At 26.5% G+C, this 16,009-nt stretch carries 14 protein-coding genes and 1 other annotated feature; of the genes, 2 read left to right on the forward strand and 12 right to left on the reverse strand.

Annotated elements, in window-relative coordinates:
• Position 1: 1 nt before the first annotated feature.
• From VJI77_RS01525 to rplJ, 6 genes are all read right to left on the reverse strand, one after another.
• Positions 2 to 601, reverse strand: a complete 600-nt coding sequence (locus VJI77_RS01525) for a TetR/AcrR family transcriptional regulator (protein ID WP_323987979.1) — start codon at positions 599 to 601, stop codon at positions 2 to 4.
• Between the two features lie 231 nt (positions 602 to 832).
• Positions 833 to 1,942 carry an FAD:protein FMN transferase gene (locus tag VJI77_RS01530; RefSeq protein WP_323987980.1) on the reverse strand — a complete coding sequence of 370 codons (1,110 nt, stop codon included), beginning with the start codon at positions 1,940 to 1,942 and terminating at the stop codon, positions 833 to 835.
• Between the two features lie 16 nt (positions 1,943 to 1,958).
• A complete protein-coding gene (locus tag VJI77_RS01535) occupies positions 1,959 to 2,831 on the reverse strand; it encodes a hypothetical protein (protein WP_293438782.1) in 873 nt (290 codons plus the stop codon).
• Between the two features lie 16 nt (positions 2,832 to 2,847).
• Complete coding sequence (locus VJI77_RS01540) at positions 2,848 to 3,186, reverse strand: type II toxin-antitoxin system PemK/MazF family toxin (RefSeq protein WP_009372758.1); 339 nt, start codon at positions 3,184 to 3,186, stop codon at positions 2,848 to 2,850.
• Between the two features lie 174 nt (positions 3,187 to 3,360).
• Positions 3,361 to 3,738 carry a 50S ribosomal protein L7/L12 gene (gene rplL, locus VJI77_RS01545; RefSeq protein WP_009732800.1) on the reverse strand — a complete coding sequence of 126 codons (378 nt, stop codon included), beginning with the start codon at positions 3,736 to 3,738 and terminating at the stop codon, positions 3,361 to 3,363.
• A gap of 29 nt (positions 3,739 to 3,767) precedes the next feature.
• Positions 3,768 to 4,271, reverse strand: coding sequence for a 50S ribosomal protein L10 (gene rplJ / locus VJI77_RS01550; protein ID WP_313960885.1), 504 nt, complete (start codon positions 4,269 to 4,271; stop codon positions 3,768 to 3,770).
• A 21-nt stretch (positions 4,272 to 4,292) separates the two neighbouring features.
• Positions 4,293 to 4,409: a sequence feature (ribosomal protein L10 leader region), on the reverse strand.
• 118 nt (positions 4,410 to 4,527) lie between these two features.
• On the opposite strand from rplJ, the gene VJI77_RS01555 reads away from it, so the two are divergent.
• Positions 4,528 to 4,983 (forward strand): COG2426 family protein, encoded by a 456-nt coding sequence (locus VJI77_RS01555; RefSeq protein ID WP_323987981.1) that lies wholly within the window; start codon positions 4,528 to 4,530, stop codon positions 4,981 to 4,983.
• Between the two features lie 100 nt (positions 4,984 to 5,083).
• Positions 5,084 to 6,526, forward strand: coding sequence for a leucyl aminopeptidase (locus tag VJI77_RS01560; RefSeq protein WP_323987982.1), 1,443 nt, complete (start codon positions 5,084 to 5,086; stop codon positions 6,524 to 6,526).
• A 43-nt stretch (positions 6,527 to 6,569) separates the two neighbouring features.
• On the opposite strand, the gene VJI77_RS01565 is transcribed toward VJI77_RS01560, so the two are convergent.
• From VJI77_RS01565 to VJI77_RS01590, 6 genes are all read right to left on the reverse strand, one after another.
• The gene (locus VJI77_RS01565; RefSeq protein WP_323987983.1) at positions 6,570 to 8,897 is read right to left on the reverse strand and encodes a heavy metal translocating P-type ATPase; all 2,328 of its coding nucleotides are present in this window, start codon (positions 8,895 to 8,897) and stop codon (positions 6,570 to 6,572) included.
• Positions 8,887 to 9,933, reverse strand: coding sequence for a DNA polymerase III subunit delta (gene holA / locus VJI77_RS01570; protein WP_323987984.1), 1,047 nt, complete (start codon positions 9,931 to 9,933; stop codon positions 8,887 to 8,889). The genes VJI77_RS01565 and holA overlap by 11 nt, the downstream gene beginning before the upstream one ends.
• Complete coding sequence (locus tag VJI77_RS01575; RefSeq protein ID WP_323987985.1) at positions 9,930 to 12,305, reverse strand: DNA internalization-related competence protein ComEC/Rec2; 2,376 nt, start codon at positions 12,303 to 12,305, stop codon at positions 9,930 to 9,932. The genes holA and VJI77_RS01575 overlap by 4 nt, the downstream gene beginning before the upstream one ends.
• Positions 12,306 to 12,537: 232 nt before the next feature.
• Complete coding sequence (locus VJI77_RS01580; protein ID WP_323987986.1) at positions 12,538 to 13,011, reverse strand: GNAT family N-acetyltransferase; 474 nt, start codon at positions 13,009 to 13,011, stop codon at positions 12,538 to 12,540.
• Positions 13,012 to 13,215: 204 nt separating this feature from the next.
• The gene (locus VJI77_RS01585; protein WP_323987987.1) at positions 13,216 to 14,955 is read right to left on the reverse strand and encodes a DUF262 domain-containing protein; all 1,740 of its coding nucleotides are present in this window, start codon (positions 14,953 to 14,955) and stop codon (positions 13,216 to 13,218) included.
• Between the two features lie 28 nt (positions 14,956 to 14,983).
• Positions 14,984 to 16,009, reverse strand: coding sequence for an L-threonylcarbamoyladenylate synthase (locus VJI77_RS01590; RefSeq protein ID WP_323987988.1), 1,026 nt, complete (start codon positions 16,007 to 16,009; stop codon positions 14,984 to 14,986).

Genomic DNA, 16,009 nt, shown 5'->3' on the forward strand with positions numbered 1-16,009 from the left:
ATTAATCTCCATTATTTAACAATATTTTTTTAATTACTTCAAATAAAACTGCTTTCATTTCATCAATAGATAAAATAGAATCTTTCATCATTGCACTTTTACAAGTTGAAATTACAATTTCAATAGTCAATGAAAGAATATATAACTTCTGTGAATCAGTATATTCATGTGAAAATAACTTTTCATATTTACTAAGTATAAATTTTAACGTTGTATCAGCTTCTATAAATCTTTCGTCATTCTCAATCTTTGCATATAGAGTCCAACTCATATTATGCGATATTAACTCTAAATCAAAAGGATTCTGTATAAAATAGTCTATAATATAATTTACAAAACAAGTATATCTTTCAATAGTATCAGTTTGTGTACATTTATTTTCAGCTTGAACAACTAAATTAATAGCTTTATCCAAAATTATTTTTTCTTTTAAATCTTGCTTACTTTTAAAATATAAATAAAAAGTTCCCAATCCAAACTCAGTTTTTAACATAATATCTCTAATCGTAGTTTTCTCATATCCTTTTTCCTGAAATAAATCAAGTGCAGATTGAATAATTTTATATTCTTTACTTATTTTTTTATCTTTAATATTAGTCATAATTCTCTCCTTTTTATAAATTGAACAATGTTCATTTTTTACATTGAATATTATAACACTTTTATGAACGTTGTTCAACCCTTTTTTAATAAAAATAAAAAAATTTTTTTACATTCATTATTCTTATGCAAAAAAATTATTAAATAATAAAATTATTATTTTGTAAAAATACTTAACAAATACTTATAAATACACAAAAAGCTAGGATAATATCCTAGCTTTAAATATCTATTATTTATTTGTAGCTCCCTTACTTTTCAACATTTTTTCCATTTTTTCTGTAAAATGTACACTTCCGTCAGAAAGAATCCAATAAGCTTCTGCACCTTCGATTTTTTCTAAAAGTTTTTTACCTTCTTCAACATCCATTAAAAATAAACTTGTTGAAAGAAAGTCTGCAAGACCAGAGTCATTACATAAAACTGTTACACTTTTTATTTTATCTTTAGGATAACCAGTTTTAGGGTCAATGATATGATTATAAACTTTATCTCCTACATAATAAAATCTTTGATAATCTCCACTAGTTACAGCACAAGTTTCATCTGTATAAATGACTTCTTTTATATCAACTTTTTCTGAATCAAACTTAGGATCTTGAATTCCTATTCCCCATTTGTTTTTATCTTTTTCTAAAGGACTTCCTATAGCTTTTACATTTCCACCTGCTGAAATTATTGCAGATTTTAAACCTATTGACTTTAACTTATTCATAACTTTTTCTACTGAATAGCCTTTTGCAATAGCTCCAACATCAAGTTTCATATCCTTATCCTTTAGAAAAACCGTACTATTTTTCTTATCAATTACAATATTGTCAATATTAGTATGTTTTAATCCCTCTTTTATTTTATTATCATCTGGAAGTTTTCCCTTAAGATCAACAGCTGCATCCTTTTCAGCCTTCCAAAGAGAAGTTACGCTTCCTATTGCAATATTATTTTTATCAGAGAGTTTTTTATAACTCTCAATAGAAAATTCCAAAAGCTCTATAATTTCTTTATCAACCTTAACAGGTTCTTTTCCCGCATTATCATTTATAGTTTTTATATTATTTTCATTAGCATTTTCAAAAGAATTGTAAAGATTGTGATATCTTTTCATATCTTCTTCCAATACTTTATAGTATTTATTAAATTCCTCTTCATTTGCACAATATGCACTAAAAGCTATATCTGTATCAAAAACGCCAAAAAAAGATTTTGAAAATTTCTTAAAGCTTGCACTTTCATTATTTTTATTCTCTTTTTTTGTTTCAACATTTTCTTCTTTCTTTGAACAAGCTCCAAAAACTAGACAACATAACAATAATCCTATAATTCTTCTATTAAATTTCTTCATATTTCTCCAACTTTAACTAAAATTTTTTCTGTCTTAAATACCAAATAGGATATATACTTGAAAATCCATCATAAATATCGTTAATCTTTTTTATATTTTCATTTATTATTTCATCTTCCACATCATTACTTTCAACAAAAATATCATACAAATTTTCAATAATAGTATATACTCCTAGTAATTTAAAAAAAGCCCTTGGAACACTATTATTAAAATAACCATCTACAATTCCTGTCAGTAAGTTTGCATTATTATCATAATATAGATTCAAATTTCTAAACTCAAAGTAAGCGTCAGACCTTAAAATTTTATACTCCTCTATTATTTGAAACTTTCCATTTTTTAATATCTTAATATCATTAAGTCCGTTAATTCCAATTATAGTAGTGCAAGTTCTATCATTTAAACAATATCTATTTCTTTCTAAAAAATCAAAAAGAACATAATCAAGATTCCCTCTATACTTTCCTAGTCCATACTTATGTAAGAATTTATTTATCCTATAATTGTAATGCTTATTCCATCTACCACAATCACAACCTTGAAAGCTTTTGTGATATTCAAAAATAAATCTACCAACTTTAAAGCCTATATTATAAGCTTCTTCATCAGTTAAATTATTTTTTTCATCAATAACAAAAGGAATAATTCTATAACAGAACTTATCATTTAAAATTCCAATATCTTCATAAGAAATATTAGAAAATTCTTCAGATAATTTATTTAAACAATCGAAAATTTTACTTATTTTAGAAAACTTGCCAAAAGGAAACAGATTTAAAATATACTTTTCTTTTTTATTTTCCAAAATAAATTCTTTTTCACTTATTTTATTTACTTTTAATTTATTTTTTTTTACAAAATCTATGTTTTTTACTAATTCAAGCATATTTTCCCTCTATGTACTAAACTCCAACAGATTTTAAAAGCGCCTCATTAACCTTTTTCATAAAGAACTCATCTGTAAAGCCAACTTTTTCTCTAAGTCTTTTTTTATCTATAGTTCTTATTTGCTCCAACAATACAACAGAATTTTTTGGAAGTCCAAATTCCGCTGAAACTTCAACATGAGTTGGAAGTTTCACTTTATTCATCTGAGAAGTTATAGCTGCAATAATGACGGTCGGGCTGTATTTATTTCCAACATCGTTTTGAACAACAAGTACAGGTCTTACTCCTCCTTGTTCAGAACCTACAACAGGGCTTAAATCAGCATAAAAAATATCTCCTCTTTTTACCTTCATATGTATTTTCTTCTAGTAAAAACTAAAAGTACTCCCTCTTAAATAGTATTACCTATTTATTATATATTTTTAAAGAAAATAAATCAATACTTAATAATCATTATTAAAAAATATTACAAAAAAAGTGGATATAAAATCCACCTTTAATTTTCAAATTATAATAGAAGTAATTTCTTACTTTAACTCTACAGTAGCTCCTACTTCTTCTAATTTAGCTTTCATTTGTTCAGCTTCTTCTTTAGCTACTCCTTCTTTAATAGCTTTTGGAGCGTTGTCAACTATTTCTTTAGCTTCTTTTAATCCTAATCCGCTTAAATCTTTAACAGCTTTAACAACTTTCATTTTTTCTGCTCCAACTGATGCTAAAATTACATCAAATTCAGATTTTTCTTCAGCTGCTCCAGCGCCTTCTCCACCAGCTACAGCTCCTCCACCTACTACTACAGGTGCTGCTGCAGAAACTCCAAATTTTTCTTCTGCTGCTTTAACTAATTCATTTAATTCAAGAACTGATAATTTTTCAATTGCTTCTAATATTTGTTCGAAATCCATAATATACCTCCTAAAATTTTATGCAACCATTAAGCTGCTTCTTCTTCTTTCTTTTTTCTTACTGCTTCTAACATATAAACTAAATTTGATACTGGAGCCTTTAAGCTTCCTAGTAACTTTGCAACAAGTACTTCTCTTGAAGGGATGCTTGCTACAGCTTTAACACCATTAGTGTCTAAAATTTTTCCTTCTAATATACCTGCTTTAATAACTAATTTTTCATTTGACTTTGCAAATTCATTAGTGATTCTTGCTGCCGCTGTTAAATCTTCTCCAGCAAATGCAACAGCACTTGGTCCTTCTAGGTATTGATTGAATTCTTCATATCCTAATTCTTTGAAGGCTAATTTCATCATAGTATTTTTATATACTTTATATTGAACACCAGCTGCTCTGTACTTATTTCTTAAGTCAGTTACTTGTTCAACAGTTAAGCCTCTATAATCTACTAAAACTAAAGAACCTGAATTTTCGATTTTTTCTCTAATTTCTGATATAACAGCTTGCTTTTGTTCTAAAACAAAATCTTTCATCTTTTTCACCTCCACAAAAGGCTACATATTAAAAAATCTCTACCAAGAGTAGAGATAAAATACAAAATAAGTATTTCCACCTATGTAGGATTTTTAAACTAATGTCCCTACGGTCTTGGGTAGCCTGTAAAATTAACATATATATTATACCATAATTTAAAATAAATGCAATACTTTTTTAAAAATTTTTTTATATTTCTTTTATTTTGTTTTTATGGTAGAATATATATTATTAGGAAAAATTCAAGGAGAGATAATGATAAAATATTTTTTAGTTTTATTAATTTCAATGGTACCTATTATAGAACTAAGAGGTGCTATTCCCTATTCGCAAGCAATGGGACTTCCAATTTTAAGTTCGTATATAATTGCACTAATAGGAAATTTAATTCCAGTTCCATTTGTCTACTTTCTTGCTAAAAAGATTTTACTTTGGGGTGAACATAAAAGGTACATTGGAAAGTTTTGTAAAAAGCTTTTATTAAAAGGTCACAAAGCAGGAGAAAAAATTTTAAAAAAATCAGGAAAAAGTGGAATTTTACTTGCTCTTGCGATTTTCATAGGTATTCCATTTCCAGGTACTGGAGCCTATACGGGAATACTTGCTGCGAGTATTTTAGATATAGATTTTAAAACAAGTTTTTTAGCAGCTATTATGGGATTAATTCTATCAGGAATAATTATGGCTACAATTAGTCTTAATATTTTTTAAATTGGACAACTCAGTTGTCCTTTTCTATTGCAAAAAACTAAATTTTTAGTTATTATATAAGTAAGATAATTTTTATCTAATTTAATTTTGGAGGTAGTGTATGAAATTTAAAATTGGTAATTCCGGAATAGTTAAAGTTATTACTTTATTTGATAGCAAAGATATTTGCGGAATAAGTGAAGAATTAAAAGCTTATGTAAAAGAAAATAAACTTTTTAGTGGAAAAAGAGGCGAAATTTTTTCAAATCTAGGCCCAAATTCTGAAAATGTAATTTTATTAGGTTTAGGTAAAGAAGAAGAAAATTCTCTTGAAAATATTAGAAGAGCTTTTCTTTCTCTTGGAAAGCACTTAAAAGCTAATAAAGTAAAATCTTGCAATATAGAAATTAAAAAGTTTGATGGTATTTGTTATAAATTAACTGCTCAAGCTATGATTGAAGGAATTATAAATGTTAACTACAATTTTGACAACTTCTTAAAAGAAAAGAAAGAAAAATATGAATGTGAAGTATTCTTTACTGTTTTAGAAAATAAAATAGAACATGTTGAAAGTGGAATAAAAGAAATTGAAGCAATTATGGAAGCAGTGTTTATGTGTAGAGATCTTGTAAATAGACCTGCTAATGATATTTATCCTGAAACTTTAGCGAAATTTGCAAAAGAAGAACTTGAAAAAGTTGGTGTAGAAGTTGAAGTTTTGGAAAAGAAACAAATTGAATCTTTAAAAATGGATGCTTTTCTATCAGTAGCACAAGGTAGTGACCTACCCCCTAAATTTATAATTATGAAACATTTACCAAACAAAGATGAAAAACCTATTGTTTTAGTTGGTAAAGGTTTAACTTATGATTCAGGTGGATATGCAATCAAACCAGCTACAGGAATGGTTACTATGAAAACTGATATGGGTGGAAGTGCCTCTGTTATTTCAACAATGCATGCAGTAGGAAAAATGAAAGTGCAAAGAAATGTAATTGCACTTGTTGCATCTTGTGAAAATATGATTAATGGACATGCTTACAGAAATGGAGATATAATTTCTTCAATGAAAGGTTCAACTATTGAAGTAATTAATACTGATGCTGAAGGAAGATTGACTTTAGCAGATGCTATTTACTATGGAGCATCAAAATTAAACCCTGAATGTATAATTGATGTAGCAACTTTAACAGGTGCTTGTATTCAAGCCTTGGGTTCAAGAGTTATTGGAGCTGTAAGTAATAATGATGAAGTCTTTGCAAAAATTAAAGAATCAGCAGACTTTATGGGTGAATACTTATGGAGATTTCCTGTTTATGAAGAACATAGAGAAAGTGTAAAAGGAAAAGTTGGAGATTTATTAAATGTAACTGCTCCCGGAACCGGCGGAGCAATTACTGCAGGAGTTTTCTTAGAACACTTCGTTGAAAACACTCCTTGGGTTCATTTAGACATTGCAGGTCCTTCATACTCAAGTTCAGCTTGGGGTACAAATCCTGAAGGAGCAAGCGGTACTCCAGTAAAAACACTTTACAATTTTGTAAAAAAATATAATAAAAAATAATTAAGAATTTAAAAATGGTATGCTTTTAAAAGCATACCATTTTTTAAAATTTATATCTTTTTAATCTTAAACTGTTTAAAACAACACTTACTGAACTAAAACTCATTGTAAATCCTGCAAGCATAGGATTTAAGTATCCGAATGCAGCAAAAGGAATTGCAATAATATTATAGAAAAAAGCCCAGAATAAATTTTGTTTAATTATTTTAAGAGTTTGTTCACTTATATTGATTGAATTTAAAAGTGTGTTTAAATTACCATTCATCAGAGTAATATCTGAAGTTTCCATTGCAATATCTGTTCCAGTTCCCATTGCAAAACTTATATCTGCACTTGCAAGAGCAGGAGCATCATTTATTCCATCCCCTACCATTGCAACAATTTTTCCTTGTTTTTGCAATTCTATAACTTTTTGAGATTTTTCATCTGGCATAACTTCATAAAGTACATTATCTATTCCAAGTTTATTTGCAACTTTTCTAGCAACTACTTCACTATCTCCAGTTATCATATAAACATCAATATTTTTTTCTTTTAATTTCTTAATTATTTCAAAAGCATTTTTTGAAATTTCATCTTCTAAAACTACAAAACCTGCAAATTCACTTCCTATAGAAATAAAGATTGTCAATAATTCATTTTCTATATTTAGTTCTAATTTTCCAAGTTTTTCTTCAATAAATTTTCTCTTTCCAATCAAAATTTCTTTGCCATCGTAATTAGCTTGAACTCCCATTCCAGCAATTACTTTCAAGTCCAAAATGTCCAATTCTTTTACATTTTTTTCTTTACAAAAATTTACAATAGATTTTGCGATAGGATGATCTGTATTTTTTTCTAAGGAATAAATTATACTTAAGAAATCTCCTTCTGATAAATCAGTATTATTCTTTATTTCAACAACTTTTAATTCTCCTGTTGTAAGAGTTCCGGTTTTATCAAAAATAATACTATCCATTTTATGAATTTTTTCTAAGACTTCTCCACTCTTTATCAAAATTCCATTTTGTGCAGCGACTCCTGTTCCTGACATAATCGCTGTTGGTGTTGCCAAACCAAGTGAACAAGGACAAGCTATAACCATTACTGCACAGCTATTTAATAAGCTTGTTGTAAAATCTTTTGTAACAATATAAGTAATTACTAAAGTAGCTAAAGACGACAAAATTACACCTGGTACAAAATAACTTGAAATTTTATCTGCAAGTCTTTGAACAGGGGCTTTTTTTGTCTGAGCATTTTGAACTAAATCAAGTATTTTAGATAATACAGAATTTTCTACTGTACTCTTTACCTCAATTTTTAAAATTCCCTCTATATTATTAGTTGCTCCAATTACTGTATCCCCAATATTCTTTTCGACAGGAACGGATTCTCCAGTAATCATAGCTTGATTTACAGAACTGCTACCTGAAATAATAACTCCATCAACTGGAATTTTTTCATAAGGTTTAACTAAAACAATATCTCCAATTTTTACATCTTCAATATTCTTTTTAACTTCTTTATCACCGTCAATTACAATTGCATAGTCCGCTTTCAAATCCATCAATTTCATAATTGCCCCGAAAGTATTTGACTTTGCATTTGCTTCAAAAAATTTACCAAGTAAAATTAGTGTTATAATCATCGCAGAACTGTCAAAATAAACATCAACGCTTCCTATTAAAACTTTATAAACTGAATAAAAATACGCCATAGAAGTTCCAAAAGCTATTAAAACATCCATATTTGTACTTTTATTTTTTAAGTTTTTATAGGCATTTATATAATATCTTTTACCTACATAAAATTGAACAACACTTGCCAATGCCCATTGAATATAACCATTTAACATAAACTTGTGCAAATTGAACATATGGAAGAACATTGAAACCATAAGTGGTACACTAAATACTATTGAAATGATTAAGTCTTTCTTTAAGTCCTTAATTTCATCTTCATATATATTTTGTCTTTCCTTTTTTTCTTTTTTAACCGAAATTTTATATTTTTCTAAAATTGAATTTATTTCATCTAAAGAAACAACATCTTTTAAGTATTTTACTTTTAAAATGTCATCTTCATCTTTTACTAAAACAGTATCTTTTTCTTTTAACTCAGAAATTATTTTTTCAATATCTTCAACTTTGATACTGCTCTTTTCAATTTTTAATTCATCTCTTTTCGGTTTATATCCAAGTCTCTTTATAACTCCAATAAGACCTTCAACTTTCGCTCCATCTTCAACGGATACTGTGACAGTTTTGCTCATAAGATTTACAGAGACGTCTTCAACTATTTTAAGCTTTGATAGTCCCTTTTCAACTTTCATAGAACAAGCTTGACAAGTCATTCCGTCAACAAAAATATTAACCTTTTTACTCAACAAAAGCACCTCCTAATGACATTTTTGAAATCAAAAGCTCCAACAATAAATCTATATCTCTATTTTTTGTCTTAATATCTGATTCTACAGAATATGTTAAATCAATATAATCACATAGAGTTTTTATAGAAAAACTATCACAAACTGAATACAATTTTTTACATTCGTAGTTTGAAATTTTTAACTCTTTTGAAATATAGTCTATGTGTTTTTGTTTTAGTTTCAAAACTTTTACTCCTAAAAGATTTCTAATATATCTTACAATCATATAAAATGTAGAAAAAGAGTCCTCTCCCGATTTTTTAAGCTCAACTAAAATCTTAATAGAATTTTTATAATCTTTTTTAGAAATCATATCAAGTAATTTAAAAATACTATTTTCAAATTTATCAATTAAAATTTCATCAACATCTTTAAAATCTAAAACATCTTTAGAAAATGAGTTAAGAAGTTTATTTACTTCATTTTCTACATCATAAAGATTTTTTTCTCTGCTACTATCTAAATACCCAATTCTATCGATAATATATTTTAAAACAATATCTTTAACTTCGATATTTTTTGAAACAAATCTTTTCTTAATAAATTTAAAAAGTTCAATTTCATTAAACCTTACAAGTTCAATATTATGTCCTAAAATCGAAATTTGTTTATAAAATTTACCACGAAAAGCAAGACTTCCTTTCATAACAAAAAGAAGAACTGTTGTATTTGGAATCTTATCTATATAATCATACATTTCCTCAAAAAAATTTTTATATATAGAAATTCCATTTTTTGAAAGATTTACATCATTTACAATAATAAGCCTTTTATTACTAAAAAATGGAGCTGTTTCACAATCAATCTTTAACTTTTGCAAGTCAATTTTTGAAAAATCATATTCGATATAATTCATATCAAAAAAATCTTTTGAAACAATATTCTCTTTAAATAGCTCAACAAATCTATCTATCAAAAAAATTTCTTCCCCACTTAAAACATATATACCATTAAGTTCCCCATTGTATAGCAACTTCATAGCTTGTATATAATTCATAGTTCCTCCTCAATAAAGTCTAAATCTATAACTGAATCTTTTCTAATTTTAACTAAAACAAAGAATCCTAATAAATACATTATAATATTTAAAATATCCATAAAATAAAAATTTAATAAACCTAATAAATTACCATCAATTTCTCTAAAACCTATAATTTTTTCTTCAAATTTATTAATTCTAAGCATTATATTTCCTTGTAAATCAGTCCTAAAAACATCACTTCCTGTAGATTTTATTCTATCTAGTGCATCTTTATGTGGATGGTTATATCTATTTTTATAACCACAGGAAATTATAGAAGTTTTTGGACTTGAAGCTGATAAAAATTCAGGTGAACTAGAATTCTTACTCCCATGATGAGCAACTTTCAGATAATCACAGTCTATATCGTTTTTTATAAGCTGATTTTCTGTAAAAGCTCCAATATCTCCGGTAAAAAGTATTTTCTTTCCATTTACTGTAACTCTAACTATTATGGATCTTTCATTTTCTTCTGTAGAATCTTTTGCTTTTAAAACTTCTAAATCCACATCTTCTAAATTTATTTTTAAATTATTTTCAATATTATAAATATTTTCAGCCTTAACTTCTCCATATTTTTTTACAAAATCTCTATACCCATCTTTTCTAAAAAATAAATTTTTAATTTCCACTTCCTTAGATAAAGATCCCAAATTTTTACAATGGTCTGCATCCAAATGTGAAATAAATACAAAATCTAGTTTTTTAACCCCATTTTTCTGTAAATATGGAATTAAAACAGATTTTCCGTTATCTCCTTTACCAAAAGTAATTCCACCTGTATCTATTAGAATATTATTCTGTTTTCCTCTAATTAAACAGGCATCTCCCTGTCCTATATCTATGAAATTGATATTTACTTCATTATTATAAATGTTATAAATATTTGTAGAAACAAATAGAATCATAACAGAAAGTATAAAAAATTTAAAGTTATCAAATGTAAAATACTTAAAATCTCTCCTCTTAAAATAAATTAAAAGTAAAAAATATGTAAAAATTAAAAGTACTATGTTATATTCATAAAAAGTAACGTTTATATTTATATCCTTTAAAAAATCAACATTTAATCTTATAAGATTTAATAAATTATTAACTAATAATCCCAAAAATACACAAACTTTTAAACTAAATAAACCAAATAACAAAATAAAAAACGAAATAACTATGCAAATTACAAAAATTGGTGTTAATACTAAATTACTAAAGAAGGTAATAACTGAAAACTTCCCAAAAGTATATAAAATAATAGGTAAAATTATAAACATAACCGAAAAAGTAAGTTTTAAAGATTTAAGTACAAAACCATCTCTCTTATTTGAAAAATATGGTAAAATCTTTGTAATTCCAAGTACTGAAAACGCACTTAAATACAATCCTACATCAAAAATCATATATGGATTTATCAATAAAATGACAAAAATAGTCAACAAAAGGTCATTTAATCTATCTTTAACTTTTCCATAAAGCGACGAAAATATAGAAATAAACAAAAATATTTCTGCCCTTAAAACACTTGCTGGATTGCCAATCAAATATGCATATAAAAATATAAAAAATAAAATTATAACTTCTCTAAAAATTCTTTTTATTGGTAAAATGATTAAAATTTTACTTAAAATTAAATATATTATTCCAATATGTAGACCACTAACGGCTAAAATATGTGAAAGTCCAATTTCTCTAATATCATTTTCAAAAGCCGTATCATAATTATTTGCAAGAAATATCCTCTTCATAATATCCGAATTTTCAGATGAAAGAGAAGTATCAAAGACATTTTCGACAAAATTATGAAAAGTTCTCTTTAAATTTTTATTCTCTTCAATTTTTTTCACATCATCAGAATAAATATTTGAATATATATTCTTTTTTAAATTAAATCTCTTATAATTAAAAAGTCTTGGATTACCATTTGACCTTATTTCTCGAAGTTTTCCCGTTACACTTACAATATCTCCAATTTCAAACTTTTTATGATTTGTAAAAAGTAAAATTTTCTCTGATTTTTCTATATTTTCAATATTTTTTAATCTGACTTCATATTTGAATCCCTCTCCATCAGAACGAGCAGTTGAATTTAAAACTTCTCCTGTAAAAGAAACTTCTTGATCAAAGAATTGTTTTAAATTACTTTCTTTCTCTGAAAAGAAGCTAACTAAAAAGCCTAATGAGAAAATCAAAAGAAATAATTTTAATTTATTGAATCTAAAAATATATGAAAATATACAAGCAAATGTAAAAATTAAAAAAATATAGAGTTTTGTAAAATGTTCAATTTTCAAAAAATAACAAAATAAAATTCCACATATTAAGGAAATCAGATAAAAAATAATATTTCTTTTCATACTTCCTCCAAATACAAAATCATAAAATGTATTTCATAAACCCATAATTATTATATAATAATCACTTTTTAATAATTAAATTAAGGTTATTATGATGAAATAATTACAGCTTTATCATTTGACATAAATCTATAATTATTATATCATAATTTGAGCAATAAAAAAGCAGTATAATTTTTGATATACTGCCTTTCATTTTAAATTCAATTATTTAATTTAAAAATCAAAAAAACTAATCACCAATATATTTAATATATATTTGACATGGATTCCATTCATCCCATAGAGTTGGAAAAACTTCCAATTTCTTATATCCTACAGATTTGTAGAAATTATTTGTTATATCATATTCTTTATAATGTCCAGTCTGAACAGTTTTAACTTGAGTATAAGTGTAACCAAGTTTTTTTACCAATTTTTCATAAGCATCATTTAGCTTTGTTCCTATTCCCATTCTATGATAGTTTTTCTTAATTCCCATAACAAAAATATCTGCACAATCCTCACTTGTAGCATTCAATACCACAAAACCTACTGCCTCATTATCCATAAAACAGGCAATAAACGGTTTGTCTTGTGAATCTGTTATATATTCTTCCGTACTTTCTGGCATACCAAACCATTCAGGAAGATCATTTAATATTTCTCTCGATATTTTTTCCTTTTCTTTAATATCAACAATTTCTTTAATAATCAATTCTTTCAAATTACTAACTCCTTTAAATTTACTCTTTAATCAATGTATTTTATATTTCCACTTGCAGATTTTTCATAACTATCATTTAGAATTGTTAAGATTATCATTCTCTTAGTAGAAGTTAAAAATAGCTTTTTAAAAGTTCTTTTTTTTAATATTTATTTTTATTCACTAATTTTTCAAATACTAGTATCAATTTAGTATAAGTAAAATTTATTTAAGCAATTTATATGCTTCCAAATAATCGAGAAACTTATTGATTATAGTTTCCTTTCTTTCTTCAATATCAGCTTCAACAAAATCATCTGAATTATGTGAGAGTTTTAAAAGGTCCTCAATGTCAGTCCCTTCTTTCTTCTGATTACGATTATTAGAATATCCTATGTAGTATTTTATTTTATCTTTAAAACGATAATCAGAAGCTCTAATGTTAATCTTTTTTTCTAATAATGATTTATTGCCAAGACTTTCTAAGTTTTCTAAATTAACTAGTTTATTCTCTTCACCTTTATTTTGTCTATTTTTAGGGAAAATATGCTCAATATCAAATTTTATTTCGGTATTTAATAGCTTTTGTTGTGGATTCATAAAAGCCCACCAAGCAAGCATAGACTTTGTAATTGGTCTTTGATTATTAAATTTGTAATAATCGAATACCTCTTTTAATTTTACTCTATCAAATTTGTAGTTCTCAAAAGTTATTGAATTATCATTAACTATGTTAATCATTTCATTATAAATAGGTCCTCTTAAGGCATTTACTCCTGGATTCATAATTGCATATGTCCAAATGAATCCAATAGATTTACCTAGAAAATCATTAAATGCTTCCTGATTAAGTAGTCCATCATTATCTTTATTTTCCATAAAATATACAGAAGTAAAGTATGTCCACATACTATTAGGAGCATAGTATAGAACAAATAATTTTCTTAGTACATCCTCAGAAAATTTATCAGAATCTTGGTTTTCAATATTATTCCAAAAGTTTGCAAGTTCAATAAGGTTATTAAAAACGTCTTCATTTTTAAGCAATTTATAATTGTCTTTTTCATAAAATTTTCTTAAAGCTTCTGTCGTCGTATTTTTGTTTCCCATCAAAGCTCTTTCATAATACATGTATCTTGTAAAAAGCTCATCCATTGGGGACCCACTTTTTGCTTCAAAAAATTCACTACAAATAGTTTCTAATTCTCTCCATTTCTTAATAAATTTATCTTTTTCTCCTTTACCCGAAAACATTTTATAAAACTGTGCTTTGAATATGTCTGCATCAGACAAAGGGAGACCTCTATCATTTAATGTAGAAAAAATTCTCAATGCAGTATCTTGTGACATTGCTTCTATCGGTAGTAAGATACAATTTTTCATTATACGATTTGGCATATAAGGAAAATATCCTGGATATTCATTCAAGAATTTATCTATTTTCTTTTGAAAATATTGAAAATTCTTAGCATATCTGCTTTTCTGGCTTGAGTTAGTTTTTCCTGATTTTAAAATGGATAGAAATTCTTCTTTGTCATCATCAGTTGCAACTTCAGAATCAATCTTTAATCTATTTTTATCTGGTTTATCAAATTCATCAGTTTTCCAGATACATTGAGCGATATTCTTTTTGGTAGTAATTGATTGTTCATCTTTCATATTCTCAAACTTATCATAAAAAGCTCTTAATAAAAGCATTAACGTAGTCAGCCTTTGTTGCCCATCAATTATCTCGGATTGCCTATTGTTCTTAAAAGTAACAATCGGTCCTAAGAAATACTCGTCATCGTTGAATTTATCCTTATCATTATCAGGAAATATAAAAGCAAATAAATCTTCCCAAAGTGTTCTGCATTCATCTTCATTCCATGCATATGGTCTTTGATAGTCTGGGATCAAAAAGTCTGCATTTTTATCTGAAAACAATTCTTGAATTGTTTTATCTTCTATGTTTAATTTTGACATTATTTTCCTCCTTGTTTTAATATTTATATTAATCAATGTATTTTATATTTCCACTTGCAGATTTTTTTAATCTGTTCATTATTGAAAATCCGAGTCCCTTTTCATCACAACCTTCAACAACAATCAAATCAACATTATTTTCATCGAATTCTCTAAGACCTCTAAATAATTTTTTAGACATTTCTTTTAAGTCAAAAACTGAACCCAATGATAAAATATTTTCACTTTCCAAACTTAAAATAGTTTCGTCAAACTTAAATATTCCAATTTTTAAGTCTTTATTTTCTTTTATTATTTTTTCAATCTCAATTGATGATTTTTTTCTGTCTTTAGCTGAAATTACTACAACTTTTGCCTTTGGTGCATAATGTTTATACTTTTGCCCCGGTGATTTTGGAATTGTATTTTCTGTTACAATAGCATCATCAATTAAAATTTCATCTTCATATTTCAAAAAGTCTTCCTTCGTATAAAAGCCAGGTCTTAAAATCGTATATGGTTTTTTAGTCAAATCCAAAACTGTTGATTCTATTCCTATATTGCAAAGTCCACCATCTAAGATTACAGAAATTTTACCATTCATATCAGTAAAAACATCTTCTGCAGTCGTTGGTGACGGCTTTCCTGAAATATTTGCAGAAGGTGCAGCTATTGGAACTCCACATTGCTTTATAAAACTTCTTGCAATTTCATTATTCGGCATTCTAATTGCAACAGTATCAAGTCCACAACTAACGGCATCAGGAATTATCTCCTTCTTTTTCATAACAACAGTCAGTGGTCCTGGCCAAAAATGATTTAAAAATTCTTTTATCTCATCACTTAATTTATAAACCAAATTTTCCATCATATCATAATCTGAAATATGCAATATCAAAGGATTATCCTGTGGTCTATTTTTCGCCTTAAAAATTTTTGAAACTGCAATATCTGATAATCCATTCGCTCCTAAACCATATACAGTTTCAGTTGGAATCGCAACAATTTCATCATTTAATATTAAATTTGCAGATTTTTCTATATTTTCTTTTGTCGGTTTTAATATCTCAGTCAT

The organism is Parvimonas sp. D2, assembly GCF_035282635.1.
Classification (GTDB): domain Bacteria; phylum Bacillota; class Clostridia; order Tissierellales; family Peptoniphilaceae; genus Parvimonas.